The organism is Plesiomonas sp., from assembly GCF_051650925.1.
Lineage (GTDB): Bacteria > Pseudomonadota > Gammaproteobacteria > Enterobacterales > CAMTGL01 > Plesiomonas.
Window position 1 is genome coordinate 1 of sequence record NZ_JBOFRH010000188.1, and the last position, 26,762, is coordinate 26,762.

A 26,762-nucleotide genomic window follows, 5' to 3' on the forward strand; every position below is an offset into this window, starting at 1 on the left:
AGCAATGGCGCAGCATGGCTACAGTCAGCTAATGGTTGTTTGGGTAAAGCGTTTGTCGGAAAAATGCTGCCATACGCGCTGATCAGTGCGGTACAAGGGGCACTGTTTTTATGGGGCGTATTTGGTTGGTTGGACTGGCCGATTGAGGGCAGTATTCCAGTAATCCTATTGGCGCAGTGGCTGATGATTGGTGCCTATGTTGCTATGGGAACGCTGCTGTATTGCACTAGTTTTCACTATGGCCGAGCAGCCAGTACTGCGGCAGCCTACTCCGCGCCGGCATTTGCCTTTATGGGGGTGACCTTTCCGGCGGCTAATATGCCTAGTTTTGCAAAATTTTGGTCAGACATGTTGCCAATATCACACTACATTCAGGTGCAAATTCAGCAGGTAAATTATGCCGCATCGTGGGCGGTATCATGGCGTAGCATGTCTGATTTGCTGTGGTTTTGGTTGGTGATCCCGCTGGCATTGTTACTGTTGCGTGCTCGCTTACGTAAACTGGGGAGTCTGCAATGACATTGGGCCAAATTTGGCGGGAAGAGGTGCGTGCGCTGAGTAAAAATGCGGCCATTTTAATGACCGTTTTTGTCGGGCTGATTTTTTACTCGGTGCTCTATCCGCAGCCCTATTCACATCAGGTGGTTACCAGCATGCCGGTGGCGGTGTGGGATAGTGATCACTCAGCCTTAAGTCGGCAGTTTATCCGTATGGTTGAGGCAACACCACAAGTTGAAATAACCCATAATGCAACCTCACAGCAAGAGGCTGATCAGTGGCTGCAAAGTGGTGAGGTGCATGGCTTATTGGTTATCCCACAGCATTTTTCCCGTGATGTATTGATGGGAAAAAGCCCAGTAATTGCCGCTGCCGGTGATGCCAGTTATTTTCTTGTCTATTCATCCATTATCGAAGGGATTGCGCGTGCAGCCGGCACACTTGGCGCGCAGGTTAAGGTGACCAAAGAGCTGATGCAGGGTACACCTTATCAGGGAACGCTGGGAACTGCGTTACCGTTACGGGCACAAACTGAGGCGCTGTTTAACCCTTCTATTGGCTATATTGCCTATATTGTTCCTGCGGTATTTGTATTGATTTTACATCAGACATTACTGATTGCGGCGGGCATTCAAACGGCTGAATATAAAGAGCGGACACTCGGTGGTGAACGCGGTTACTGGCAAACTGTATCACCGTGGAAACTGCTGTTGGCGCGCGGTCTGGTTTTTGTGCCGTTGTATCTGGTGGCGGCTATGTACTATCTAGGGACATGCTTTGATTACTACAATGTGGTACGGCAGGCGAACCCGTGGATATTGCTGCTGCTTTGTACTCTGCTATTTTGGACGACCTACTGCTTTGCGGTGATGATTACATTTTTCATGACTAGGCGGGAAACGCCAACCCAAGCGGTATTGCTCTCTTCACTGCCGATGGTGTTTACCGCCGGATTTGTGTGGCCGATTATTGCTATTCCTGAGCCCATTATTTGGCTAGCGCGTTTAATCCCCGGTGTGAATGGTATTGAACTGATGGTGCAATATAACCAAATGGGGGCATCATTAAGTGAAGCGTCTGATCCGTTATTGCGTTTAGGCATACAAGCGGTGGTGTATACCGTTTTGGCAGGATGGGTGTTGTTGCACAGCCAGCGTTTAGCGGTGAATAAGGTTGTTAGCGTGTCGGCTGAAAAAGCGGTTTAACACTCAAATCGTAAGTGATCATCAAAATAAAACCCCACAGTAGAGTCATTATGCTGTGGGGTTTTTTATGTTTAATCGCGTGTTATCGGTGCGGCGTGGTGTATTTTACCGCTATTTCGTACCGTTATTTTGTACGGGCGATACCGGTAATGCGACACCACTCTTCACGCTCGGCAATCGGATCGAGGGCAAACTGGGCGCGGTAAGCATCGGCAACTGATTCAGCTTGTGACTCTAAAATTCCCGACAAGCCTAAATGACCACCGGCTTTTGGCAGTACGCTGATCAGCGGGGCCAGCTCACGCAGCGGGCCGGCCAGAATATTGGCAACCACAACATCACCTTGCAGATCGGCAGGCTGATCGTGCGGCAAATACAGTTCAAGGCGTTCAGATACACCGTTCCGCTGTGCGTTATCACGGCTGGCAGTGATAGCTTGTGGATCAATATCAATGCCGATGGCACGGGCAGCACCGAGTTTCAGTGCGGCGATGGCCAAAATGCCCGAACCACAACCGAAATCAATAATGGTTTTGCCTTCCAGATCCAGCCCATCAAGCCACTCAAGGCACAGCGCGGTGGTTGGGTGTGTACCGGTACCAAATGCTAGACCCGGATCGAGCATCACGTTGACGGCATCAGGTTCTGGGATATCGCGCCAGCTTGGGCAAATCCATAAACGGCGGCCAAACTGCATTGGGTGGAAATTATCCATCCATTCACGCTCCCAGTCTTTATCTTCGAGCTGCTCGATTTTATGCACAAAATCGGCAGGTAAAAGCGGGCTGGTGGTGAGTTGTTGCATGACGTCGGCCATGTTCATTTCGGCATCGAATAGCCCCATGACATCAGTATCGCCCCACAGACGGGTTTCACCGGGTAGCGGTTCAAACACCGGCGTGTCGTGGGAATCCATGAAGGTGACGGAGACAGAGCCGCAATCCATCAGCAGATCGCCAATGGCTTCGGCTTGTGCGCCGGTCGTGTTCAGTTTCAGTTGAATCCAAGGCATGCTGAGTACTCTCGGTTGATCCACAGCGTGATGGTGTGGATGAAAATGGTGTGAATAAAAAAGAGTTCTGTGGAGAAAAAACCGTTTGGATAGCCAGTACAAAAACTGGCTGGTATATCCCTAAGAATAACATGGCTGAGGTATGGCACTCATCTTATCGCCAGTCCGTCAGCCATGTTATTCGGTTTAACGCTTTAACTCTAACTCTCTGCCTGTATGCGCATCTGTTTACGCTGGTGGCATTCGGTCAACATATTTCCGACTAAAAAGGCCAACAGACCGAAAATCAAGGTTGGTACAATCGCGTGCAGACCCAGAGGTTTTGCCCCGATTAGATTCATGACCACATAGCAGCTACCGCCAGCGATCATCGAGGTCAGTGCGCCGCCTGCATTGGCACGATCCCAGTACAAACCAAACACCAGTGGCCATAAGAACACCGCTTGCAGGCCGCCAAAGGCGAGCAAATTTAGCCAGATGATCATTTCCGGTGGCTGCCATGCTGCCAGAATTAGCAGAACGCCTAAAATCAGGGTGCTCAGGGTAGAAAGACGCGAGATCCGCCGCTCATTTTGTTCATCCTGTGGGCGTAAACGCAGGTAGAGATCTTTGATCAGTGTGGCGGAAGATTGGATCAGTTGCGCATCAATGGTCGACATAATTGCAGCCATCGGTGCGGCTAAAAAGATCCCCGCGGCAATTGGTGGTAATACTTGAATCATCAGTGTCGGGATCACCTGATCTGGAATGGCTAAATCGGGTAATACTGCTCGTCCGAGTGCGCCGGTTAGGTGCATGCCGAGCATCAGAATACCAACAATGATAGTGCTGACAATCATGCCAAAATGCAGTGCTTTGCTGTCTTTGTAAGCCATGCAGCGCACGGCTGTGTGCGGCAGGCCGATAACACCAAAACAGACCAGTACCCAGAATGAGGCCATAAAAGGCAGATCGAGCATACCGTCAGGGCCGTGGGCACTGATTAAGTCGGGATCAATGGCACGTAAAGTGGTCACGGCATGGCTGATCCCGCCGGCTGCATGGATCACGGCAAACAGCAGGATCACAGTACCGATCATCATCACGATCCCCTGTAGGGCATCGGTCATCGCGACGGCGCGAAATCCACCAAACATGGTGTATAGGCCGACGGTAACGCCGAAAATCAGCAGGCCATCAAGATAGGGGATCCCCACGGCTGTCTGTAGCAGGCGGGCACCGCCGATAAACTGTACGGTCATTGCGGCAAAAAACGCGATCAGCATGCTGGCACAGGAGATCCAGACCACTGTTTTATTTTTGTAGCGTGCGTACAGTAAATCATTCAAGGTCAGGGCATTATATTTACGCGATAAAATGGCAAACTTTTTACCCAGCACGCCCAGTGATAACCATGCTGCGGGCAGTTGGATCATCGCCAGCAGCACCCAGCCTAACCCGTATTTGTAGGCGGCACCTGGGCCACCAATAAAAGAGCTGGCGCTGGTGTAGGTGGCGGTCAGGGTCATGGCGAGCAAAAAACCACCCATAGAACGATTCCCGACATAATATTCGGTCAGGAAGTTGCCTTTACTGCGCTGAAAGTAGGCATAAATGGCGACGGCAAATACCAAAACAAGATAGCCGACGAGGGGCAGAATAATTTCACTCTTCATCGGAACGCTCCAGTGAAATATCGCGATAAATGTGTTTCACCATTAATCCACACAACAAAATAAAAAACAGCGGCAGTAGCAGGCAGGCCATTTCAAACCAGTGCGGTAAGCCGGTAATGCCCAATTGGTTGCTTGGCAAATAGGCAAACAGTGACCAACAGACAAGGTAAGCAATGGTAAGCCATAATGCCCAGCGCGCTTCACGGTGAGCTTGTTTGAAGCGATGATCGTGCATGATCCGCAATGTCTCCATCACAGCTAACATTAAAAAAAGGCGGCAATTGTAGCGCAGATTACGAAAGGGATAAAAAAAAAGGCCGGAATGATTTCCGACCTGGATATTGGTGAACCCTATTTACTGCAAACCGAGTTTCTTTTCCAGATAGTGGATGTTAGTTCCACCCTGTTGGAAATGCTCGTCAGCCATAATACGTTCTTGTAACCCGATGTTGGTTTTGATCCCATCAATAATGGTTTCAGACAGCGCGTTACGCATACGTGAAATGGCAATTTCACGGGTTTCGCCGTAGGTGATCAGCTTACCGATCATGGAGTCATAATACGGCGGTACGGTATAACCGGTGTAAATATGAGATTCCCAGCGTACACCAAAACCACCCGGAGAGTGGAAGTGGGTAATTTTACCCGGTGAAGGTAAAAAGGTTTCCGGATCTTCTGCGTTGATGCGGCACTCAATGGCGTGGCCGTGAACATGCACATCAGATTGCTGAATAGAGAGCGGCATACCTGCGGCAATACGCAGTTGCTCTTTAATCAGATCAACACCGGTAATCATTTCAGTCACCGGATGTTCAACCTGAATACGGGTATTCATCTCAATAAAGTAGAATTCGCCGTTTTCATACAGAAATTCAAACGTTCCGGCACCACGGTAACCAATTTCGATACAGGCATTGGTGCAGCGTTCACCGATATTACGGCGAACTTCTGGCGTGATACCCGGAGCAGGTGCCTCTTCGACCACTTTCTGGTGACGACGCTGCATTGAGCAGTCGCGCTCAGCCAGATAAACAGCATGGCCTTGACCATCAGCAAGCACTTGGATTTCGATATGACGCGGATTTTCCAAGTATTTTTCCATGTAAACCATGTCGTTATTGAAGGCAGCTTTTGCCTCCGCACGGGTCATGGTAATGGATTGCGCCAGCTCTTTTTCACTGCGAACAACGCGCATACCGCGACCGCCGCCGCCGCCCGAAGCTTTGACAATGATCGGGTAACCAATGCGTTTGGCGATGGCTTTGTTTTTATCCATATCATCGCCCAGCGGGCCATCAGACCCCGGAACACAAGGTACACCGGCAATTTTCATGGCGCTGATCGCGGAGACTTTATCCCCCATCAGGCGGATGGTTTCTGCGCGTGGCCCGATGAAGATGAAGCCTGAGTTTTCCACTTGTTCGGCAAAATCGGCATTTTCTGACAAAAAGCCGTAACCTGGGTGGATGGCTACTGCACCGGTAATTTCAGCCGCTGCAATGATAGCCGGCACATTCAGGTAGCTTTTGGTTGACGGTGGCGGGCCGATGCAGACCGTTTCATCGGCCAGCAAGACGTGCTTGAGCTCACGGTCTGCCGTTGAGTGTACGGCAACAGTTTTAATACCGAGCTCTTTACAGGCACGCAAGATCCGCAGCGCAATTTCGCCGCGGTTAGCAATAACAATTTTATCCAACATGGCCACTCCTTGTTATTCGATGATAACCAGAGGCTCATCAAATTCCACTGGTTGACCGTTTTCTACCAGAATCGCCTTCACCACACCGGCTTTATCGGATTCAATCTGGTTCATCATTTTCATAGCTTCAACGATGCACAAAGGATCGCCAACGGCAACGGTCTGGCCAACTTCGATGAATGACTTTGCATCAGGGCTTGGTGTGCGGTAGAACGTACCTACCATGGGTGAGCGCACAACGTGGCCAGATACCGCTTCGGCAACTGGCGCTACAGGTGCAACAACCGGTGCAGCAGGCTGCGCCGCAGGTGCTTGCATTGGGTAAGGGGCATAGTGTGCCGCTGGTGCCGCGGTAATATTGCGGCTGATGCGAACCGACTCTTCACCTTCTGAAATTTCCAGCTCAGAAATACCTGACTCTTCAACCAGTTCAATCAATTTTTTAATTTTACGAATATCCATTAGCGTGGTTCCGTAGTGTTGTTAATTTTATGACAGACGGCGGATTGCCGCGTGTAACGCAAACTCGTACCCATCAGCGCCTAAACCGCAAATCACACCGACTGCGATATCAGACAAATAAGAGTGATGCCGGAACGGTTCACGTGCATGTACGTTGGACAAATGGATCTCAATAAATGGGATCGCAACACCGAGCAGCGCATCGCGTAGAGCAACGCTGGTGTGTGTGAATGCCGCCGGATTGATCAGGATAAAGTCTTGCTCACCGAGAGCCTGATGGATCTGCTCTATCAGTGCCGCTTCAGAGTTTGACTGAAAGTGGGTGAGCTGGACATTCGCCTGTGCCGCTACGCCGCTTACGTGCTCCACAATCTGTGCGAGTGTGCGCGAACCGTAGTGCGTAGGCTCCCGTAATCCTAGTAAATTAAGGTTTGGGCCATTTAAGAGCAATATACGACGATGTTGCGCCATTATGCTGACTTCTCCGGCAAACATGCTGTGATAAAACAAAATACGCTGATTTACGTGGATATACCAGATTAGACGTGCAAGTACACGTTTAAGTCGTGAGTAATGTGAACATTATAATGATATCGGCTCAATTGGCAGCAAAATACTGGTCTTATCAGCGAAGATGCTCTGATAATAACTAGAGCTATAACTCTAATTTTGCCTTTTCAGCCTATCTGCCGACAGGTATTTTTGGGGATGATGCGCGCTTGCGCATGGCCGATTTTTGCTGCCATGTACGCCGGACTCGCCACAGGAGCAACAGTAGCGCAATCAGCAGGTAGATAATCGGGCGTGGAGAAAGCACTTTGACTGACCACACGTAGTGTATTGGTGCAGCAATTGCCACCAGATAAACGCCAAAATGCAGTTGTTGCCAGTGGCGGCCAAGGCGAATTTGGGAGAAACGGTTGGAAGTGATCGCCAGTAACAGCAAGATAAGCCAACTGGCAGCACCGAGTACAAGATAAGGGCGTTTAATGATTTCACTGGCAAAGAGCGGTAGATCCCAGCCTAACTCCAGTGCTGCATAGGCCAGTAAATGCAAGCTGGCCCAAGCAAAACACCATAAACCCAGCATACGGCGTAACCGCAACAGCAGTGGTGCATGTAACAGGGCTGCTAGCGGTGAAATCAGCAGAGTCAGATAGAGCATCTCCAGCGCTGAACGGCCGATACCGTGCAACAGACCTTTGACTGGATCTGCCCCCAGTAGCCCGTGGCTGAGTTGATAATAGAGCCAGCCAATGACCAGCAGGTTATAGCCATGTAATGCCAGCTTTAGGCCGTTAATCTGCACCGGTTTGAGTTTTAGCCGCCATTCCATCAGAAGTTTTTCCGTAAATCGAGGCCCTGATACAGACCTTCAACCTGTTCGGCATACCCGTTAAAAGGCAGGGTAGGCTGGCGTTTGATATCTAACAACCCGCCGCTGCCGATGACCCGCTCACTGCCTTGTGACCAGCGAGGATGATCAACGGTCGGATTGACGTTGGCATAAAAACCGTACTCTTGCGGTGCAATTTGATTCCATGTTGTGGGAGGTTGTTTTTCGAGTAAACGGATATGCACAATGGATTTAATGCTTTTAAAACCATATTTCCACGGAACAACCAACCTGATTGGTGCGCCATTTTGCGGTGGTAACGTTGAACCGTACAAGCCGACCGCCAACATCGTCAGCGGGTGCATCGCCTCATCAATCCGCAGGCCCTCGACATACGGGTACTCAATATTACCGCCGATACCGGCATTGGCTTGACCTGGCATCTGAGCAGGATCATACAAAGTCTGAAACGCGACATATTTAGCTCGGCTGGTGGGTTGTACTGCCCGTAACAGCGCGCCAAGCTCAAAGCCTATCCACGGGATCACCATTGACCATGCCTCTACACAGCGCAGACGATAAATGCGCTCTTGTAGCGGAAAACGCGTCAGCAGATCATTGCTATCAAATACTTGTGGTTTCTCCACTTCGCCATCAATTTTTAACTGCCACGGCGTAGTGACCAGTTGCTGGGCATTGGCCTGCGGCGCGGCTTTATCCAGCCCAAACTCATAAAAATTGTTATAGCCGATTACTTTAGCTTCCGGTGTCAAAGCCAGCCCGTTCTGGTACTCGGCGGGTCGGCTAAAGTTCAGTGCTGAACGTGTGGCTGTGGCAGCAGATACCGGTTTATCTGCAAAAATATCGAGCAATGAAGCTTGTGCGCTGATGGGCAAACTGAGCGCCGTGGTGGTGATCCCCAGCGCTTTTAAAACATCACGGCGTGAATAGTAGAGGTGCTCAGGCGTGACATGTTGCTCGGTCAGGTGATCAGGGGCAATGCGTCGGATCAGCATAACAAATCTCCGGTTAACGTAAGGGAAAACCAACAGGTGTGGCCATGCCAATCAGCAAATACGTACTGTGCATACGGCAGTTATCGTTATGCAGATAAATTAACCGTTTTAATGTGTGCCGGTAAAGTTATTGTAGGTGTTATTTTGTGAAATTGTTTTAAATAAGTTATCGCTATAAAAGCAATAAAGCGTATTTATTTTGGAAGGATGCAAGCAAAGGATAAAACAAAAGACAAAAGCTTATTTACGGCGGGTGATAATTTTTCCGCATGGACTGAAGAGAGAGAAGAGAAAAGCTTAGAGAAATAAAACAATAAAAGGGATCAGAGAAGAGAAAAAAGATAAAAAAAACGGAGGCAAATGGCCTCCGATAAAATCAAACTGACTTAATTGCTGATAATTGTAAGTCTTTACGCATTAGATTCGTTGATATAGCGCAATATATTCAGACAATATTGTATTCATGGTCGATAAATATAAAACAGAGTGTTTTTATTTTGGCGTATCGACTGCAATATTATTGGCAATATTCACCAGCACGCGACCGGTAATTTGATTTGCCAAGAGTCGAGCGGCATAGTCTGGGGCCTGCTCAAGCGTAATTTCATGCGCTACCTGTGGGTAAAATGCCCGTGGCAGCAAAGTAGCTAAACGCTCCCACGCCGCAATACGCTGGGCATAAGGTACGTTGACAGAATCAACGCCTTGTAAACGCACGTTACGCAGAATAAATGGCATTACAGAGGTTGGTAAATCAGCGCCTCCTGCCAACCCACAGGCCGCAACGGTTGCACCGTATTGCATTTGTGCCAGCATGCTGGCGAGTGTTTGCGAGCCAACAGTATCAATTGCCCCCGCCCAGCACTGCTTTTCTAGCGGGCGTGATACCGCACTCAGTGTTTCGCGCGTAATTACCCGATGTGCGCCGAGCGCTTGCAGGTAAGCGTGGTTATCAGCCCGCCCGGTGACGGCAACCACCTGATAACCTAGCAGACTCAACAACTGCACGGCCACGCTACCAACCCCGCCGCTCGCGCCGGTAACGACTATCTCACCCATTGAGGGTGTAATACCGCCTTGTTCGAGAGCCATTACACACAGCATGGCGGTTAGCCCAGCAGTGCCGATAATCATGGCATCTCGCCCGCTTAGCCCGCTGTGTAAGGGAACAAGCCAGTCGGCGTTAACTCGTGCCTGCTCAGCTAATCCACCAAAGTGCTGTTCACCAACGCCCCATCCAGTCAGTACCACCTCATCGCCAACTTGATAGCGGGTATCTGCCGAGCTAAGTACCGTACCGGCAAAATCAATACCGGGGATCATCGGAAACTGGCGAATGATTTTTCCACTTCCGGTAATAGCCAGTGCATCTTTATAGTTCAGGGAAGACCATTGAACCTGTACTGTCACATCTTGTTCAGGTAAGAAAGAGCTATCAACCTCGGTGACCGTAGCCTGCGTGCGTTGCTGATGCTGTTCAAGAATAAGGGCTTTCATGCGGCGGACTCTCTTGGTTGGGAAATCAGTGATTACTGTATAATTCAATAATAATGAATGGCAAATTTATGCATAAAAAAACGTTATTTCGCTAAATTAAAAGAAGTCTCATTTCGATAGTCAGTAAACCTAGAGAAAAACCGTTATTTACTGCACAATAATAACAATACGGATCGTGCTGTAACGGGGTGCTCGTTACGTACTGTTCGCTCTCTCTTTTTTGATGTGGCCGTGCAACGTAAACATGGTTTGTTAAAGCGGGCAACGGCTGCAATGACACACGCCAACACAACTATTATGGAAGAACAAGGATGCGTTTTACCACTCGGTTTGTGGCATTTGTTACCTCATTTGTCGGTTTGGCCGTGGTTGTTATGCTTATTGGCGGTACTATCGGTTTTCGGCAGCTGGCCGAAGATCAGATAACCCACCGTTGGCAAACCGTGGTCACTGTGGTGGATCAGAAGACACATGAGCATGGGCCTTCTGATCTTAAAAACTGGTTGCCGCCGATTTTGATGGCCGCACAAGTGCGCTCATTAGTCATCACTGACGGAAAAAATGTGCTGTACCAGTATGATGGTAAAAGTCTCCATCACCTGCCCAATGATCTGTTGGTTCACTACAGCTACCCATTGCTGCTTGAACCGGGGTTAACCGTTAATATTACGGCCGCCGATCCGCTGGTGGACTACACCTATTCGATGGTTTCAATGTCATCTATCTCACTGGCTGCTGGGTTAGTGCTGATTGGCCTTATTTTGGGGCTAAACTGGCTGCGCGAACAGTTAATTGGCGCTGAAATTCTCGAAGATCGTGCTAGGCTGATTCTCAATAAAGGGATTGAAGATATCCCGCAGCGTGATCCCCGTGAATGGCCGCAATCGGCCAGTATTGTGCTCGACAGGTTGATGGTGGAGTTACAAGATGCTCGCCAAGAGCGCAGTCGCTTCGATACTTTTATCCGATCTCACACCTTTTTAGACCAGCTTACTGGCGTGTCTAATCGCATGTTTTTTGATAATCAGCTCTCAGCCTTATTGGATGAGCCTGACAGTCAAGGCAGCGTGATGGTCGTGCGTTTGGCCGATATTGATGTATTGCGCCATGATTTGAGCGATAAGGTGGCTGATACCCTGATTCAGGATTTGGTTGCTCAGCTTTCCACATTTGTACTGCGTATTCCAAATGGGTTATTAGCCCGCTATTTTGACGGTGATTTTGCCGCTATTTTACCGCAACAAAATATCAAAGAGGCAGGGCAGTTAGCCGAACAGATATTAAAAATGGTGCAGCAACTGCCTTTACCACATGGTGTGTATTCAGATGCATTTTTGTTTATCGGTATTGTCGGCTTTCATCAGGGTGACATGTTAGAAAACGTGATGGATGAAGCTGAAATGGCGGTACGCTCGGCCTCTTTACAGGGCACTAACAGCTGGTTTGCTAGCAGTAAGTCGGTGGCTGATGATCAGCCAAGCCGTGGTTCAGTGCGCTGGCGAACCTTGTTGGAAAATGCGTTGTCACAGCATGCACTGCACCCGTTTACCCAGACTATTTTTACCCGTGATGGCGCGTCAGAACAGGTTGAATTGTTTGTCCGCATTCGTGATGAACAAGGTAACTGGTTGCGTTTGGTTGAATTTATGCCAATGGTCAAGCAGTTAGGATTAGCCGAACGATTTGATCGTGAAATTATGTTGATGGCTATCCAATTGCTCGCCAAAATACCTGCGCATGAAGGTGTAGCCATTAGCCTGACTGTTGATGCATTATTGCGAAAATCGTTCCAATATTGGCTTCGTGATCTGCTAATGCAACAGCCCAGAGAGATCAGACAACGATTATTTTTGGAACTTGCAGAGGCAGATTTGTGTCAACATATCGATAGATTACGTGTTCCGGCCCGTTTTCTAAAAGGTATGGACTGTAAACTTGTTATTAACCAAGCAGGTTTAACAGTGGTTAATACGTTTTATATTAAGCTTTTGCAGATTGATATTATTAAATTACACCCAAGTTTGGTGCATAATATTCATCAAAGACCTGAGAACCAGTTATTTGTTCGTAGCTTAATTGGTGCATGTGCAGGAACATCGGCACGATTATACGCAGTAGGTGTACAATCTACACAAGAGTGGGCAAACTTACGTAAGTTAGGTGTTTATGCGGGGCAAGGGCTGTTATTCTCACCGGTTAAACCGGTGGTTGAGCGCAGCTTGTTACCGTTTCGCCGTCATCAGCCCTGACCACGTTGAGTGGCTATAACTGTGCTTGGTTACTGCATTGTTGTTAAGTGGTTATGAAGATGGTGTGTGAATATAACGCTAAGTAGCGTTGCCTGCACCAGCCGGTAGCCGGTACCGACAGTGGTAAAATAGTTAAATAAATATGATTGGTGAGGATGACCGCATTATTCTCATCGGAATTGCGTGATCAACCCCCTGTAGTCTTGAGCAGCTCAGTGGTGGTTGGTAGAGTAGCCCGAATTTTCCGGGTAGAGTTTTCAGGATTGGCCGTTAGTTATGTTTAAAAAGTTTCGTGGCATGTTTTCTAATGACTTGTCCATTGATTTGGGTACTGCAAACACCCTGATCTATGTGAAAGGACAAGGCATTGTATTGAATGAACCGTCGGTGGTTGCGATCCGCCAAGATCGTTCCGGTTCAGCTAAAAGCGTAGCAGCGGTCGGGCATGAGGCCAAACAAATGTTGGGCCGTACGCCCGGCAATATTGCGGCTATCCGTCCGATGAAAGATGGTGTTATTGCAGATTTCTTCGTTACCGAAAAAATGTTGCAACACTTCATCAAACAAGTGCATAGCAACAGCATGATGCGTCCAAGTCCGCGCGTACTGGTGTGTGTGCCTGTTGGTGCAACCCAAGTTGAGCGTCGTGCTATCCGTGAGTCGGCATTAGGTGCTGGTGCACGTGAAGTCTTCTTGATTGAAGAGCCGATGGCTGCTGCAATTGGTGCCGGTTTGCCGGTATCAGAAGCGACCGGATCAATGGTGATCGATATCGGTGGTGGTACCACTGAAGTGGCGGTTATCTCACTTAACGGTGTGGTGTACTCCTCTTCTGTGCGTATTGGTGGTGATCGTTTTGATGAAGCCATTATCAATTATGTGCGCCGTAACTACGGTTCATTGATTGGTGAAGCAACCGCAGAGCGCATCAAGCATGAAATTGGTTCGGCGTATCCGGGCGATGAAGTGCTAGAGATTGAAGTCCGTGGCCGTAATTTGGCAGAAGGTGTACCGCGCAGCTTTACACTGAACTCCAATGAGATCCTCGAAGCGCTGCAAGAGCCGTTGAGTGGTATTGTTTCTGCGGTGATGGTTGCCTTAGAACAGTGTCCACCAGAACTTGCGTCTGATATCTCTGAGCGTGGAATGGTGCTGACCGGTGGTGGTGCGTTATTGCGTAATTTAGAGCGTTTGCTGACCGAAGAGACCGGTATTCCGGTTGTGGTAGCAGAAGACCCGCTGACCTGTGTGGCACGCGGTGGTGGTAAAGCGTTAGAAATGATCGATATGCATGGCGGCGATCTGTTTAGCGAAGATTAAGCCGAGTTATCGGGTGGCAAGTGATTTGCCACCCTCTGCATACCGAGGGTTAACACAACATCATGAAACCGATTTTTGGTCGGGGTCCATCCCTACAGTTACGTCTTTTTCTTGCTATTATCGCCTCAATCAGTTTACTGATTATGGATAGCCGCGTGATTACCTTTAGCAGCGTGCGCTCTTCACTCGACACGCTGGTCAGCCCGTTACACTATCTTGCCAATTCACCACGCCAACTGCTTGATACCCTGTCTGAACGTTTAGAAACAAAAGAGCGCCTGATCCTCGAAAACCGTGCATTGCACCAAGAGTTACAGCGTAAAAACAGCGATCTGTTGATGCTCAGTCAGTTTAAGCATGAAAATAAACGCCTGCGCGAGTTGCTCGGATCACCGCTGCGCAGTGATGAGCGTAAAATGGTGACACAGGTATTAACGGCAGATACCGATCCTTACAGTCATCAGGTGGTGATCGATAAGGGATCTGATCAGGGCGTATATATCGGGCAGCCGGTGATCAGCGATAAAGGGGTTGTCGGACAGGTGATCTCGGTTGGTAAGATTTCTAGCCGTGTGTTGCTGATCTCTGATGCGACACATGCCATTCCTGTGCAGGTTTTGCGCAACGATATCCGGGTGATAGCTAGCGGCACTGGGCGGCGTGATGAGCTGCAACTTGAACATATCCCAAGCTCTACCGATATCCGTGCCGGCGATATGCTGGTGACATCGGGTCTAGGTGGCCGTTTTCCAGAAGGCTATCCGGTAGGGATTATTAAATCATTTGAAGTAGATAGCCAAAATGCATTTGCCGTGGTGATTGCAACACCAACAGCACAACTAGAGCGTCTGCGTTATCTGCTGCTGCTGTGGCCAAACAAAAGTGAAACGACACCACCGCCAACAGCTGATGATGTTCGTGCGGCCGCGCGTGAGCGTTTGCCAGATATTTTACCGCCATTACCTACGCCGGCTACAGCAGACACTGATGCCCAGCCACTGCTCCCAGCGGCAAATCCGGCGATGGTGGGTAAGGTTAATTCGGTGACTGCACCTGCTATTGCACCGGCAGCTACTTCAGCTGGTGGGGTGGTGAAAAAAACAGCTGTACAGAGTAAGCCTGTGGTGAATCGTTCACCGACAACGAGTGCAACACCAACATCTTTGGCTCCGAGGAAAGTACAGTGAATTTTTACCGTGCACGCGGGCAAATTATTATCGCCTTATCCTTTTTAATTGCACTGGTGTTGCAGATGATGCCGTGGCCACTGGAGCTTGATGCTGTGCGTCCTTCATGGCTGGCACTCGTGCTGGTTTACTGGGTGGTGGCATTACCCCACCGGGTTAATGTAGGCAGTGCGTTTGTGGTCGGGCTTTTGTGGGATTTGGCACAAGGTTCAACCTTAGGTGTGCATGCGCTGGCTTTGTCACTGCTGGCCTATGTCGTGGCATTTAATTTTCAATTGTTGCGTAATTTGGCCTTATGGCAACAGGCATTGGTGATCTTGATGTTATCCCTTGCCTGTAAATTAATTATTTTTTGGGCTGAGTTTTTGGTATCGGCCGTGCAGTTTCGTCCGGAAATGTTATGGGGCAGTGTGGTCAGCGGTATTTTGTGGCCATGGTTATTTTTACTGCTGCGTAAAGTACGCCGTCAGTGTAGCGTGCGATAAGAGGTATTATGATTTATTTAGCATCAGGATCACCGCGCCGGCATGAGTTATTAGCATTATTGGTCGCAGAATTTACAGTTTTGCGACCTGATGTACCTGAAATTTATGACTTTTCTGAATCGCCACAAGAATATGTGGTACGGTTAGCAAAGGATAAAGCGCTTGCGGGTGTAGCGATGGCTACCCATGATTATCCGGTTATTGGTGCTGATACCATTGTGGTCTTAGATCAACAAGTGCTTGAAAAACCGCGCGATAGCACACATGCCGCCGTAATGCTGCGTGCGCTATCAGGAAAGACACATCAGGTGATGACGGCCGTTGCCGTTGCCAACCGTCAGCAAATAGTTGACTGCTGTGTGGTGACTGATGTGACATTTCGCGCATTAACGGATACAGAAATTGCGCACTATATTGCGTCAGGCGAACCGGCGGATAAAGCGGGCGCTTATGGCATTCAGGGATTAGGTGGGCGTTTTGTGGCTCACCTGTCAGGCAGTTACCATGCTGTGATGGGCTTACCCTTAATGGAAACCGATCAGTTGCTGGCCCGTTTTGACGTGAAGCGTTAACACTCAACGCCGCCATCATGCGAAACGGGAGCAAACAAGATAAGAGTTGAGGAATTACCATGACGGCTGAGCTATTAATTAATGTTACGCCAAGTGAAACCCGTATCGCGATGATAGAGGGCGGCGTATTACAAGAAGTTCATATTGAACGCGAAGCCAAACGTGGCATTGTCGGCAATATTTATAAAGGGAAAATCAGCCGCGTATTACCCGGTATGCAGGCTGCATTTGTTGATATCGGCTTAGATAAAGCGGCTTTTTTGCATGCTTCCGATATTGTTCCACACACTGAATGTGTGGCTGATAACGAACAAAAGCAGTTTCGGGTACGTGATATTTCCGAATTAGTGCGTCAGGGGCAAGATCTGATGGTGCAGGTGGTGAAAGACCCACTAGGCACTAAGGGTGCTCGCCTGACTACCGATATTACACTGCCTTCGCGCTATCTGGTTTTTATGCCGGGTGCCAGTCATGTTGGTGTTTCGCAGCGAATTGAAAGTGAAACCGAACGCGATCGCTTAAAATCGATTGTGAGTGCATATTGTGACGATCTGGGCGGATTTATTATTCGCACCGCAGCAGAAGGCGTGGGTGCCGGTGAGCTAGAGCAAGATGCTGCCTTTTTGCGCCGCTTATGGAGCAAAGTGCTTGAGCGTAAAACCCGTTTGGGTAGCCGCAGTACTTTGTATGGTGAGTTAGCCATTGGCCAGCGTATTTTGCGGGATTTTGTGGGGACTGAACTTGATCGTATCCGAGTTGATTCCCGTCAAACCTTTGATGTGCTGACTGAGTTTACCCGTGAATATGTGCCGCAACTGACCGATAAGTTTGAGTTGTATAGCGGTCGTCAGCCAATTTTTGATCTGTTTGATATCGAAAATGAGATCCAGCGGGTACTTGATCGAAAAGTACAGCTTAAGTCAGGCGGTTATCTGATTATTGATCAGACTGAAGCGATGACAACCATTGATATCAACACCGGTGCATTTGTTGGACACCGTAATCTTGAAGAGACCATCTTCAATACGAATGTTGAGGCAACACAGGCGATAGCCCGCCAGTTACGCTTGCGTAATCTAGGTGGCATCATCATTATCGATTTTATTGATATGACCTGTGATGATCATCGTCGGCGGGTATTGAGCTCATTAGAGCTGGCGTTGAGTAAAGATCGGGTGAAGACCAACATTAACGGTTTTACCCAGCTTGGTCTGGTTGAGATGACGCGTAAGCGCACCCGTGAAAGCCTAGAGCATGTGTTGTGCGGAGAATGCCCGACTTGTCAGGGGCGCGGTACGGTGAAAACAGTCGAAAGCGTTTGCTATGAGATCTTGCGTGAAATTGTGCGGGTTCACCACGCCTATGATGCCGATAAATTTTTGGTGTATACCTCCGCTGCTGTTGGAGAGGTGTTGCGTGGCGATGAGTTTCATGCGCTTGCAGAGTTGGAGTTATTCATCGGTAAACAGGTCAAGATCCAGACTGAACCTTTGTATAATCAAGAACAATTTGATGTCGTCATGATGTGACGGAGCTTGCTGTGAAGCAACGAACACGATCCACTCTCGGGTTATACACTGTTGCCGGTGTGGTAATCGTATTCGCTTTGTTACTCAGTGCGTTGCGTTTTTCCCTGCCCTACATCAATCACTGGCGTGCGCCTATTGTGGCGCACTTACAGCAGGCAAGTCATCTACCGCTGCAAATTGGTCAGCTTTCGGCTCGCTGGAAAGAGGGCGGGCCGCAGCTCGTGTTAGATGATATTACCCTGTCTACGCCAACGTTAAATGTCAATGTTGGCCAGATGATGCTGCAATTAAATGTGTGGCAATCACTCTGGCAACAGCGTTGGCAATTTAACGAACTCACCTTTTCAAATGCTGATATCAATCTGAATGCAACCTTAGATGGTCGCACTTTTGAGCAGCGCCAGCCTGCTGATGAGGCGCAACTGCACCGTATCGGTGATTTGGTGTTTGAGCAATTGACTCGCTTTGATCTGCGTAACAGCCGGTTGGCCTTTTTAAGCCCGAACGGTGAACGTATCCGTTTGGATGTTGAGCAGTTACGCTGGCTAAACCGTAAAACCCGCCATCAGGCTGAAGGGGTTATTGCACTGCGCGGCGATGAGCATACCTATGGTCGGCTTGATCTGCGGCTGGATTTGTATGATGGTGAACGACGATTGGCGCGCGGGCAAGTTTATCTTCAGGGAAAACAGCTGAATATTCAGCCGTGGCTGACGGAAAAACTCGAAACGGTTACCGGTTTGCGCTCGGCTCAGGTGAGCGCTTCAGTATGGTTGGATATTGCCAACAACGATCTTCAGCAGGGTGTTATTCAGCTCGATGAGGGGTTGAGCCGTTGGAGTGATGCTTCAGCACAGCATACATTGGGCTTTTCGCGTTTACAGATGAACATCCGCCGCTCCGGTGAGATATTACAGGCGCAGATCCCCGATTTGGCACTCAATTCTGACGGCATCCGTTGGCCACTCAGTTCACTCTCATTTTCACTTAGCCCGACACTGTTTACCTTGCAATCGGGCGCACTTGATCTGGCGCGGATCACGCCGTTTTTATCATTTATGTCGATGCTGAGTAAGCCTACGGCGCACGTGTTGCAGCAAATTGCTCCGCGCGGGCAGATAGATCAGGTGCAACTTAGCCTACCTCGGGCAAATTCAGCAGCGTTCAGTCCAGCGCAGATCAGTGGTGATGTGCAGTTTAGCAATCTGGGGTGGCAGCAGTGGGGAGCATGGCCGGGGATCAGTACCGTATCAGGCCGCTGGCGTGGATCGCTGGCAAGATCGCAATTGCAGCTCAATACTGAAAAGGCACAATTTACCTATCCGGAACAGTTCCCTGAACCGATTACGCTACTCAACAGTGCGCTAACACTTGATCTGAAATCGGATACCGAAGGCTGGTCAATCTGGAGTACACATACAGATTTGCGCACGCCATATTTGCAGTTAAACGGGCAATTTCGTCTGAACTGGCCGAATAAACAACCGCCGTGGCTGAGTATTTTAGCGGGGATTAACTTAAATCAAGCGGCACAAGCGTGGCGTTATTATCCGCATGCGTTGATGGGAAAAGGGCTGACTGAGTATCTAACCCCTACACTAAAAGCGGGGCAGGTTAGTGGTGCTTCATTGCTGTGGGCGGGGAATCCGCTGCAATTTCCCTATGAACAAAAAGAGGGCGTATTTCAGGTAAAAGTGCCGGTTCGTCAGGCTACTTTTGAATTTGACCCGCACTGGCTACCGCTCACTGATCTTAATTTAGATTTGTTGTTTGAAGATGATCGTTTGTTGATGAGCAGCCGTCATGCCCGCTTAGGGGCTGCTGCGGCAACCAACATTGAGGCGAGTATTGATCCGCTGCACGCAGACTCGGTACTAAAAATTGCTGCCAATGTGCAAGGCAATGCGCCAGATGTTCAGCACTACCTCACCGAATCCCCATTACGAGACTCTGTTGGTGCGGCGCTGTCAGAGCTTGAGCTTACCGGCCCAGTAAAAGGCGCGTTTACTCTGGCGATCCCATTAACCGGTGAAGCGGTTGATGCTAAAGGCCAAGTCTGGCTGCCGGATAATCAGTTACGTCTGAAATCACTCGATTTACCGCTGAGTTCTGTAAAAGGCAATTTTCAGTTTGATAACGGTACTCTGACAAGCAGCCCGTTAACGGCCACGCTGTGGCAGCAACCGCTGAACTTAAGTTTTACCACTCAGCAACAGGATGACCGTTATCAAATCGGTGTGGATCTGGCGGGAAACTGGGCCGCATCAGCCTTGAACGTTCCTTACCCCTCTCCGGTATGGTCAAAACTGGGCGGACATTTACCGTGGACAGGCAAGGTCAGCGTCACTCTACCAGAAGGCGGTGGTGCAAATTACCAAGTCAAACTGCACGGCAGCACCGATCGGGTACGCAGCGCATTGCCGGCACCGTTTGGCCCAGCAGCTTGGCGTAAGGCAAATTGGCAGGCTGATGCGACCGGTAATTTGCAACAACTCACCATTAAAGCACAAATGGGGTCACTGGCCGCGTTTCAGGGGGCCTGGCGGCTAGATAAACGCGCGGAGTTGCAAAAGGCAACGGTCACGCTTGGCCAGCCACGATCAACCGTAAACCCAGCTACCCGTACTGCGCTGGTGGTGAATGTCCCTGAGATAGATGCCGACGGCTGGTTGCGTCTGTTAAATGTCGATCCATTGAGTTCAGTGGATAAGAGCAAAAGCCTGAGCGCTCAGATACAGCCGCTTCTGCCGGAATATCTGCAAGTTGATGTGGCAACACTCAAATTGGCAGAACAAAAGTGGGCAGATCTCTCTCTCAATGGTCAGCAAAGTGGTAAAGCGTATCGGTTAAATGCTTACGGGCAGCAGATCCGCGGGCACGCTATTATTAGTGCGAAAGCGCCGTGGTTGCTGAATCTGTCATATTTCTATTTTGATCCTGAACCAATTGATCCCGAATTGAACAGGCACCGTACATCGGGGGCGATTACGGCAAAGAGCAGTACATCAGCATCGGGTAATGTGGCAGATAAAGCGTCGTCAGCGATCAACTTTAGCCAGTGGCCAGCGGCTCAATTGCGCTGTAATAACTGCTGGGTAAATCAACGTTATTTCAAACAAATTCAGGCTGATATCACCCCTTCGCCACAGCAAATAACGCTATCAAATGGCCTGATTGATACCGGTTTGGGTAAAGTGACACTCAATGGCCGTTGGAGACGCAGTGTTGCGGGTAAAGAGTCAACCGAGCTGCAAGGGCGCTTACAGACCAACAGCTCTTCTGCCATGCTGGCCGCCTGGGGGGTTGCGATCCCTTTGCGCGATACCCCGACCGATATCAGCCTTGATCTGCGTGCTGTTGGTGCGCCGTGGCAACTGGCACTGCCTTCACTTTCAGGTTCGGTTGCCGTCAACATGCGCAAGGGAATGATTGCCGATGTTGGTGGCCGAGCCGGACAAGTTTTGCGTTTAGTCAGCACAGATTCACTGCTGCGGAAACTGAAACTAGATTTCAGCGATGCTTTCCAAGAGGGTTTTTTCTACGACAAGATAACCGGCAATGCGGTGATTAATCAGGGTATACTGAAAACCGATAACCTGATGATTGACGGCCTACTGGCCGATATCGCACTGAAAGGGTCAGTCAACCTTGTGCAGCGAACTATAAATATGGATGCCCTGATTGCACCAGAACTCGGTGCCGGTCTTTCCGTTGCGACCGCATTTGTGGTGAATCCGGTGGCGGGTATTGCACTGTTTACCGCCTCACAGGTATTGTCACCGTTGTGGAGCAAAATTTCGTTGTTACGCTACCATATTGGCGGTAGCGTAGATAATCCGGTTATTAAAGAGACGCAGCGTATAGAAAAAGGAGATTTCTGATGGGAACGCGCAAACCGAATATCGCCCTTTTACAATTATGCAGCGGTAATGATGTTCAGCTGAATCTATTACAAATTGAGGGTCAGCTGAAACAACTTGATGAATCCGTAAAATTGGTTGTTCTGCCGGAAAATGCGCTGCTGTTTGCCGATGCCATTGCCTATCGCGGCAACGCAGAAAAGCAGGGGCAAGGCCGTTTACAGCAAACATTGGCAACGCTGGCGCAGCGTTACAATAAATGGTTGCTGGTTGGCTCAATGCCGCTGTATCAGGCCGAACATACCCACCATCTCACCAGCAGCACTTTGTTATTTGATAATCTTGGCCACATTCAGGCACGGTATGACAAAATTCACCTGTTTGATGTGGAAGTTGCCGATCAACAAGGGCATTACAGTGAGTCTGACGTGTATCAGCACGGTCAGCAAGTGGTGGTGGTTGACTCTCCGGTGGGAAAACTCGGTTTATCTATCTGTTATGATTTACGCTTTCCGGGGCTGTATCAGCGCTTGCGGGAACAAGGTGCCGAGATTTTAGTGATCCCATCAGCCTTTACCACAGTGACAGGTGAAGCGCACTGGGAAGTATTACTGCGTGCGCGAGCAATCGAAAATCAGTGCTGGGTACTGGCTGCTGCTCAAGTTGGTGGGCACTCACCATCTAGGCATACTTGGGGTCACAGCATGGTTGTTGACCCGTGGGGCACGATTGTGGCTGAACAGCCTGAACGCGTAGCCCCGCTACAAACGTGCGTTGATGTATCCCTGTTGCCGGTATTGCGCCGCCGTATGCCAGTTTATCAGCATAATCGTTTTCAAACCCAATTTCGGGATAGTACTAATAACATGCACAGCACAGAGAAGACCGACAGCACCGCTGTGTCTGATTGAAATACCACAACCATAACCCTGTATCGGTGAGGTAATACTCAGCCATACAGGGGAAGTGATATTTTTCAGCCGATTATCGATGTGCTTTTCACTGTGCTATCCCGTAAAAAATTAAAGAGTACATTCAATGAGCCTGAATACCGTCAGTGAGCAGTTACTATCACCTACTGGTCTGGAAATTAAAGATCTCGAATCAACATTAAGCCTGCTGGCGGAGCGTCACATTGATTATGCTGATCTCTATTTTCAGTCGAGCTACCATGAAGCTTGGGTACTAGAAGACAGCATTATTAAAGATGCATCGTACAACATTGATAAAGGTGTTGGCGTGCGTGCCGTTAGCGGTGAAAAAACCGGTTTTGCCTATGCCGATCAGATTACGCTGGCCAGTTTGCAGCAAAGTGCGCTTGCCGCGCGCGGTATTGCCCAGCAAACCGGTTGCGGCACGGTGCAGCGTTTTGTACCGCAAAGCCACAGCGGTATCTACCTGCCGGTCAACCCACTCGGTAGTTTAAGTCGTGAAGATAAAATCGCACTGCTACATTTGGTGGATAAAGCCGCCCGAGCTGAAGACTCGCGGGTGTGTGAGGTTAGCGCCAGCTTAACGGCAGTGTATGAAGAGGTCTTGGTTGCCGCCACTGACGGCACATTGGCTGCCGATATTCGCCCATTGGTGCGTTTGTCGGTCAGCGTCTTGGTTGAGCATGAAGGGCAGCGTGAGCGCGGTTCTGCGGGCGGTGGTGCGCGTACCGGCTACAGCCATTTTATGGAACAGGAAAACGGCGAAATGCGCGCAACCGCCTATGCAAAAGAGGCGGTACGTCAGGCGTTGGTCAACTTGCGTGCAACCCCCGCACCAGCAGGTACGATGCCGGTCGTACTCGGCGCCGGTTGGCCGGGCGTTCTACTGCACGAAGCGGTTGGGCATGGCCTAGAAGGTGATTTTAACCGCAAAGAAGCCTCGGTATTTTCCGGTCGGATTGGTGAACTAGTGGCATCACCGCTGTGTACTATTGTGGATGATGGCACGCTGGCTCACCGCAGAGGCTCAGTGAATATTGATGATGAAGGGGTTGCCGGACAGTACAATGTGCTGATTAAAGACGGTATTTTGCAAGGATATATGCAAGATAAGCTCAACGCCCGTTTAATGGGGGTTGCACCAACCGGAAATGGCCGTCGTGAGTCATACGCGCACCTACCAATGCCACGGATGACCAACACCTACATGCTGGCCGGAGAGCACACCCCTGAGCAGATCATTAGCAGTGTTGAGTACGGTCTGTATGCGCCTAATTTTGGTGGTGGTCAGGTTGATATTACCTCCGGAAAATTTGTCTTCTCAGCTTCCGAAGCTTACCTGATTGAAAATGGGCAGATTACCCGTCCGGTTAAAGGGGCAACACTGGTTGGGTCGGGTATTGAAGCGATGCAGCAAGTTTCGATGGTCGGCAATGATTTGAAACTCGATCAAGGTGTCGGTGTTTGTGGTAAAGAGGGGCAAAGCATGCCAGTTGGCGTGGGGCAGCCAACCTTGAAACTTGATTCGATGACCGTTGGCGGTACCGCCTAAACACTCATCAGGCATTGCAGATACTATAAAAAATAGGTCTGCACTGAATACCAACAAAAGAGCCAGCAGAGTGATCTGCTGGCTCTTTTTTATGGCAACCTGTATCCGTTGTTTATTACATGCATAGCTGACGAGCGTTACGCCACGGTACTTTGATCACGGTACTTTGATCATGGTACTTTGGCCATGGTGCTTTGTCGGTTGGTAATGACTTACTTTCCACGCACGTTGAGTGCGTTGGAAGAGCCTCTATACGTAATGAATACAGGTATTATTGACGGTATACGGGTTGGTAGAGATTAGTGATCAGTCTCTGTATCGGCTTCATCGAGATCTGCATTTTCCGGCAGGTCACGCTGTTCAGCCAGCTCTTTTAAGTACTGGAAAATTTCACGGTAAGCTTTTGGTGGCTTACTTTCAGCACGCTCTTTCACCGCACTGCGCACAAGATTACGCAAATGTTGACGATCAGCATTTGGGAAATCATTCAGTACCAGTTGCAGATCCGCATCACCATTTTCAATTAGGCGGTCGCGAATGTGTTCAAATTTATGGAACAGTGCAATTTGCTGGTTGTGGCGGTTCTTCATTTTATCAAGTGCAGTAATGATAGGTTCTACATCACGAGAACGGAGCATTTTACCGATAAATTGAACCTGACGGCGCAACCCTTCTTTTTTGATTTTTTTTGCCAGCTCAATCTCAGCACGCAGCTCATCATCAAGTGGAACGCGGGCTAGCGCCTGACGACCCAAAGAGATAAGCTCTTGTCCCAACACTTTCAGCGCTTCTGCATCACGCTTGATTTCACTTTTACTGACCCAGATGATGTCATCGTCATCATCATTTTTTTGCCAATCTTGCTCATTACCGGGCTGCTTTTTCATGGTTGCACTCGCTACATCAAAGATAATAACCTGATTCTATCAGGTTAGTGCGACGGCTGCGAAATTGCTGAGTATTCCTGATATGCTTACACACAAATTTTTTAGCATGACAGGCTGGATCTATGGACGCAGTGACTCAGGTAACCAAGCAGCGGCAGGAATTGGAAAGCGCGGTAGCCCGCGCCTTAGCATTAGCGGCAAAAGAGAGCGATGCCGCAGAAGTGGCGATCACCAAAACAACCGGTCTTGGTGTTAGCACCCGTTTGGGTGAGGTAGAGAATGTTGAGTTCAATAGCGATGGTGCTCTGGGTATCACCGTATACCGTAATCAGTGCAAAGGCAGTGCATCAACCACCGATTTAAGTGAGCACGCCATTCGCCAGACGGTAGCGGCGGCACTCGATATTGCCAAGCACACTTCTCCAGATCCTTACTCTGGCCCAGCCGATAAAGCTCTGATGGCATTTGAGATCCCTGATTTGGATCTGTTTCACCCGATGCATATTGATCCCGATATGGCTGCCCGTTATGCGATTGAAGCAGAAAAAACCGCATTGGCCGCTGATCCACGTATTACCAACAGTGATGGTGCAGCATTTAACAGCCATTATGGTGTGAATGTGTATGGCAATAGCCATGGTTTGTTGCACAGTTACCCATCGAGCCGACACTCCTTGTCGTGCAGCATGATTGGTGAGCAAAACGGGGAGATGGAGCGAGATTACAGCTACACGATAGCCCGTGATGCAGCAGATCTGATGAGCGCCGAGTGGGTTGGGCAAGATTGTGCACGCCGTACTCTAAGCCGTTTGGGAGCACGCAAAATTGCAACCACCAAAGCGCCGGTTATGTTTTCAGCTGAAGTGGCAACCGGTCTGATAGGCCATATGGTTTCTGCGATCAGTGGGGGCAATCTATACCGTAAATCCTCATTTTTGCTCGATCATTTGGGTCGTCAAATTTTACCGAGCTGGTTTAATATTGCTGAACGGCCACATCTGTTAAAAGGGCTGGCCTCGACCCCATTTGACAGTGAAGGCGTACGCACTCAAGATTTGCAAATCATTCAAGACGGTGTTTTACAAACATATCTGCTAACCAGCTATGCTGCTCGTAAAATGGGCATGCAGGCCACCGGCCATGCGGGTGGTATTCACAACTGGAAGGTACAACACAGCGGGCAAAATTTCAGTCAGCTGTTGCAGCAGATGGGTACCGGTTTACTGGTGACTGAATTGATGGGGCAAGGCGTAAACAGCGTTACCGGTGATTATTCACGCGGTGCCGCTGGTTTCTGGGTTGAAAATGGTGAGATAGCCTATCCGGTATCAGAAATTACCATCGCTGGGAATCTGAAAGATATGCTGGCTAATATTATTGCTGTTGGCAGTGATTATGAGCTGCGGTCTACTATTCAAACCGGCTCTATTTTACTTGATACAATGAAAATTGCGGGTAGTTAACTGTTTTTTAATTACGTGGTTTGAGTAAAATATATTGTTATATGCTGACGTGATAATCAGAGCGCTTGTTTAGTTATCGTCAGCTATAACAATATTTAAAAAGTAATGTTATCTGAATAATGCCTGCAAAAAATAGGCTTTAAACCTAATCAGCAATATAAAGAAGATAAGTATAAAATAAGAAAAAGCTTCTAATGATTTAGTGATGGCGTTAAGTTAAATAGAATAAATCAAAAGAACGGTATTAACAGCACCAACTCAGTACTGATACCGTTATATCAGGCTTGGTCAATATAGCCTTACTGCCAGAAAAAATATTACTTTTATTGAATTTCAAACCAGTCAG

Annotated in this window: 22 protein-coding genes; 12 read left to right on the forward strand and 10 right to left on the reverse strand. The window is 49.0% G+C overall.

The window, feature by feature from the left end; translation table 11 throughout:
- Window positions 1–519, forward strand: a 519-nt coding sequence (locus tag ACRC27_RS04390; protein ID WP_438639284.1) for an ABC transporter permease, incomplete at its 5' end; no start/stop codon positions are given.
- A complete protein-coding gene (locus ACRC27_RS04395; RefSeq protein WP_438639285.1) occupies window positions 516–1,703 on the forward strand; it encodes an ABC transporter permease in 1,188 nt (395 codons plus the stop codon). The genes ACRC27_RS04390 and ACRC27_RS04395, both read left to right, overlap by 4 nt.
- A 124-nt stretch (window positions 1,704–1,827) precedes the next feature.
- On the opposite strand, the gene prmA is transcribed toward ACRC27_RS04395, so the two are convergent.
- The 9 genes from prmA to acuI form a co-directional block, all read right to left on the reverse strand.
- Window positions 1,828–2,715 (reverse strand): 50S ribosomal protein L11 methyltransferase, encoded by an 888-nt coding sequence (prmA, locus tag ACRC27_RS04400; RefSeq protein WP_438629486.1) that lies wholly within the window; start codon window positions 2,713–2,715, stop codon window positions 1,828–1,830.
- 200 nt (window positions 2,716–2,915) lie between these two features.
- Entirely contained in the window at window positions 2,916–4,370 is a 1,455-nt protein-coding gene (gene panF / locus ACRC27_RS04405) for a sodium/pantothenate symporter (protein WP_438622237.1), read from the reverse strand.
- Window positions 4,360–4,605, reverse strand: coding sequence for a YhdT family protein (locus ACRC27_RS04410; protein WP_438622238.1), 246 nt, complete (start codon window positions 4,603–4,605; stop codon window positions 4,360–4,362). Before ACRC27_RS04410 ends, panF begins: the two co-directional genes overlap by 11 nt.
- A gap of 120 nt (window positions 4,606–4,725) precedes the next feature.
- The gene (gene accC, locus ACRC27_RS04415) at window positions 4,726–6,069 is read right to left on the reverse strand and encodes an acetyl-CoA carboxylase biotin carboxylase subunit (protein ID WP_438622239.1); all 1,344 of its coding nucleotides are present in this window, start codon (window positions 6,067–6,069) and stop codon (window positions 4,726–4,728) included.
- 12 nt (window positions 6,070–6,081) lie between these two features.
- Window positions 6,082–6,531, reverse strand: a complete 450-nt coding sequence (gene accB / locus ACRC27_RS04420) for an acetyl-CoA carboxylase biotin carboxyl carrier protein (RefSeq protein WP_438622240.1) — start codon at window positions 6,529–6,531, stop codon at window positions 6,082–6,084.
- A 27-nt stretch (window positions 6,532–6,558) separates the two neighbouring features.
- Window positions 6,559–7,002 (reverse strand): type II 3-dehydroquinate dehydratase, encoded by a 444-nt coding sequence (gene aroQ / locus ACRC27_RS04425; protein ID WP_438622241.1) that lies wholly within the window; start codon window positions 7,000–7,002, stop codon window positions 6,559–6,561.
- Window positions 7,003–7,213: 211 nt separating this feature from the next.
- Window positions 7,214–7,867, reverse strand: a complete 654-nt coding sequence (locus tag ACRC27_RS04430; RefSeq protein WP_438639286.1) for a protein-methionine-sulfoxide reductase heme-binding subunit MsrQ — start codon at window positions 7,865–7,867, stop codon at window positions 7,214–7,216.
- Entirely contained in the window at window positions 7,867–8,883 is a 1,017-nt protein-coding gene (msrP, locus tag ACRC27_RS04435; protein ID WP_438622243.1) for a protein-methionine-sulfoxide reductase catalytic subunit MsrP, read from the reverse strand. Before msrP ends, ACRC27_RS04430 begins: the two co-directional genes overlap by 1 nt.
- Before the next feature lie 492 nt (window positions 8,884–9,375).
- Window positions 9,376–10,380, reverse strand: a complete 1,005-nt coding sequence (acuI, locus tag ACRC27_RS04440) for an acrylyl-CoA reductase (NADPH) (RefSeq protein WP_438639287.1) — start codon at window positions 10,378–10,380, stop codon at window positions 9,376–9,378.
- A gap of 311 nt (window positions 10,381–10,691) precedes the next feature.
- On the opposite strand from acuI, the gene csrD reads away from it, so the two are divergent.
- The 9 genes from csrD to tldD all read left to right on the forward strand — a co-directional run bounded on the left by csrD (window position 10,692) and on the right by tldD (window position 24,066).
- The gene (gene csrD, locus ACRC27_RS04445) at window positions 10,692–12,629 is read left to right on the forward strand and encodes an RNase E specificity factor CsrD (RefSeq protein ID WP_438631469.1); all 1,938 of its coding nucleotides are present in this window, start codon (window positions 10,692–10,694) and stop codon (window positions 12,627–12,629) included.
- A gap of 276 nt (window positions 12,630–12,905) precedes the next feature.
- Window positions 12,906–13,949 carry a rod shape-determining protein MreB gene (gene mreB / locus ACRC27_RS04450; RefSeq protein WP_438622246.1) on the forward strand — a complete coding sequence of 348 codons (1,044 nt, stop codon included), beginning with the start codon at window positions 12,906–12,908 and terminating at the stop codon, window positions 13,947–13,949.
- 62 nt (window positions 13,950–14,011) lie between these two features.
- Window positions 14,012–15,136 (forward strand): rod shape-determining protein MreC, encoded by a 1,125-nt coding sequence (mreC, locus tag ACRC27_RS04455; protein WP_438622247.1) that lies wholly within the window; start codon window positions 14,012–14,014, stop codon window positions 15,134–15,136.
- Window positions 15,133–15,621: a rod shape-determining protein MreD gene (gene mreD / locus ACRC27_RS04460; RefSeq protein WP_438622248.1), complete on the forward strand. Its 489-nt coding sequence runs from the start codon at window positions 15,133–15,135 to the stop codon at window positions 15,619–15,621. Before mreC ends, mreD begins: the two co-directional genes overlap by 4 nt.
- 8 nt (window positions 15,622–15,629) lie before the next feature.
- Complete coding sequence (locus tag ACRC27_RS04465; protein WP_438639288.1) at window positions 15,630–16,193, forward strand: Maf family protein; 564 nt, start codon at window positions 15,630–15,632, stop codon at window positions 16,191–16,193.
- 59 nt (window positions 16,194–16,252) lie between these two features.
- Window positions 16,253–17,722: a ribonuclease G gene (rng, locus tag ACRC27_RS04470; RefSeq protein ID WP_438622250.1), complete on the forward strand. Its 1,470-nt coding sequence runs from the start codon at window positions 16,253–16,255 to the stop codon at window positions 17,720–17,722.
- Between the two features lie 11 nt (window positions 17,723–17,733).
- Window positions 17,734–21,603 carry a YhdP family protein gene (locus tag ACRC27_RS04475; protein WP_438639289.1) on the forward strand — a complete coding sequence of 1,290 codons (3,870 nt, stop codon included), beginning with the start codon at window positions 17,734–17,736 and terminating at the stop codon, window positions 21,601–21,603.
- Window positions 21,603–22,493: a carbon-nitrogen hydrolase family protein gene (locus ACRC27_RS04480; RefSeq protein WP_438639290.1), complete on the forward strand. Its 891-nt coding sequence runs from the start codon at window positions 21,603–21,605 to the stop codon at window positions 22,491–22,493. The genes ACRC27_RS04475 and ACRC27_RS04480 overlap by 1 nt, the downstream gene beginning before the upstream one ends.
- A gap of 127 nt (window positions 22,494–22,620) precedes the next feature.
- Window positions 22,621–24,066 carry a metalloprotease TldD gene (tldD, locus tag ACRC27_RS04485; RefSeq protein ID WP_438622253.1) on the forward strand — a complete coding sequence of 482 codons (1,446 nt, stop codon included), beginning with the start codon at window positions 22,621–22,623 and terminating at the stop codon, window positions 24,064–24,066.
- Window positions 24,067–24,365: 299 nt separating this feature from the next.
- Here tldD and yjgA read toward each other — a convergent pair whose 3' ends face one another.
- Window positions 24,366–24,953 carry a ribosome biogenesis factor YjgA gene (yjgA, locus tag ACRC27_RS04490; protein WP_438622254.1) on the reverse strand — a complete coding sequence of 196 codons (588 nt, stop codon included), beginning with the start codon at window positions 24,951–24,953 and terminating at the stop codon, window positions 24,366–24,368.
- A gap of 122 nt (window positions 24,954–25,075) precedes the next feature.
- Here yjgA and pmbA point away from each other — a divergent pair, with 122 nt between their 5' ends.
- The gene (gene pmbA / locus ACRC27_RS04495) at window positions 25,076–26,416 is read left to right on the forward strand and encodes a metalloprotease PmbA (RefSeq protein ID WP_438631714.1); all 1,341 of its coding nucleotides are present in this window, start codon (window positions 25,076–25,078) and stop codon (window positions 26,414–26,416) included.
- Window positions 26,417–26,762 lie beyond the last annotated feature (346 nt).

Excerpts from the sequence above, each read along its gene's own strand:
- ACRC27_RS04395 (WP_438639285.1), top strand. The coding sequence starts at position 516 with ATGACATTGGGCCAAATTTGGCGGGAAGAGGTGCGTGCGCTGAGTAAA.
- prmA (WP_438629486.1), bottom strand. The coding sequence starts at position 2,715 with ATGCCTTGGATTCAACTGAAACTGAACACGACCGGCGCACAAGCCGAA.
- panF (WP_438622237.1), bottom strand. The coding sequence starts at position 4,370 with ATGAAGAGTGAAATTATTCTGCCCCTCGTCGGCTATCTTGTTTTGGTA.
- ACRC27_RS04410 (WP_438622238.1), bottom strand. The coding sequence starts at position 4,605 with ATGCACGATCATCGCTTCAAACAAGCTCACCGTGAAGCGCGCTGGGCA.
- accC (WP_438622239.1), bottom strand. The coding sequence starts at position 6,069 with ATGTTGGATAAAATTGTTATTGCTAACCGCGGCGAAATTGCGCTGCGG.
- accB (WP_438622240.1), bottom strand. The coding sequence starts at position 6,531 with ATGGATATTCGTAAAATTAAAAAATTGATTGAACTGGTTGAAGAGTCA.
- aroQ (WP_438622241.1), bottom strand. The coding sequence starts at position 7,002 with ATGGCGCAACATCGTCGTATATTGCTCTTAAATGGCCCAAACCTTAAT.
- ACRC27_RS04430 (WP_438639286.1), bottom strand. The coding sequence starts at position 7,867 with ATGGAATGGCGGCTAAAACTCAAACCGGTGCAGATTAACGGCCTAAAG.
- msrP (WP_438622243.1), bottom strand. The coding sequence starts at position 8,883 with ATGCTGATCCGACGCATTGCCCCTGATCACCTGACCGAGCAACATGTC.
- acuI (WP_438639287.1), bottom strand. The coding sequence starts at position 10,380 with ATGAAAGCCCTTATTCTTGAACAGCATCAGCAACGCACGCAGGCTACG.
- csrD (WP_438631469.1), top strand. The coding sequence starts at position 10,692 with ATGCGTTTTACCACTCGGTTTGTGGCATTTGTTACCTCATTTGTCGGT.
- mreB (WP_438622246.1), top strand. The coding sequence starts at position 12,906 with ATGTTTAAAAAGTTTCGTGGCATGTTTTCTAATGACTTGTCCATTGAT.
- mreC (WP_438622247.1), top strand. The coding sequence starts at position 14,012 with ATGAAACCGATTTTTGGTCGGGGTCCATCCCTACAGTTACGTCTTTTT.
- ACRC27_RS04465 (WP_438639288.1), top strand. The coding sequence starts at position 15,630 with ATGATTTATTTAGCATCAGGATCACCGCGCCGGCATGAGTTATTAGCA.
- rng (WP_438622250.1), top strand. The coding sequence starts at position 16,253 with ATGACGGCTGAGCTATTAATTAATGTTACGCCAAGTGAAACCCGTATC.
- ACRC27_RS04480 (WP_438639290.1), top strand. The coding sequence starts at position 21,603 with ATGGGAACGCGCAAACCGAATATCGCCCTTTTACAATTATGCAGCGGT.
- tldD (WP_438622253.1), top strand. The coding sequence starts at position 22,621 with ATGAGCCTGAATACCGTCAGTGAGCAGTTACTATCACCTACTGGTCTG.
- yjgA (WP_438622254.1), bottom strand. The coding sequence starts at position 24,953 with ATGAAAAAGCAGCCCGGTAATGAGCAAGATTGGCAAAAAAATGATGAT.
- pmbA (WP_438631714.1), top strand. The coding sequence starts at position 25,076 with ATGGACGCAGTGACTCAGGTAACCAAGCAGCGGCAGGAATTGGAAAGC.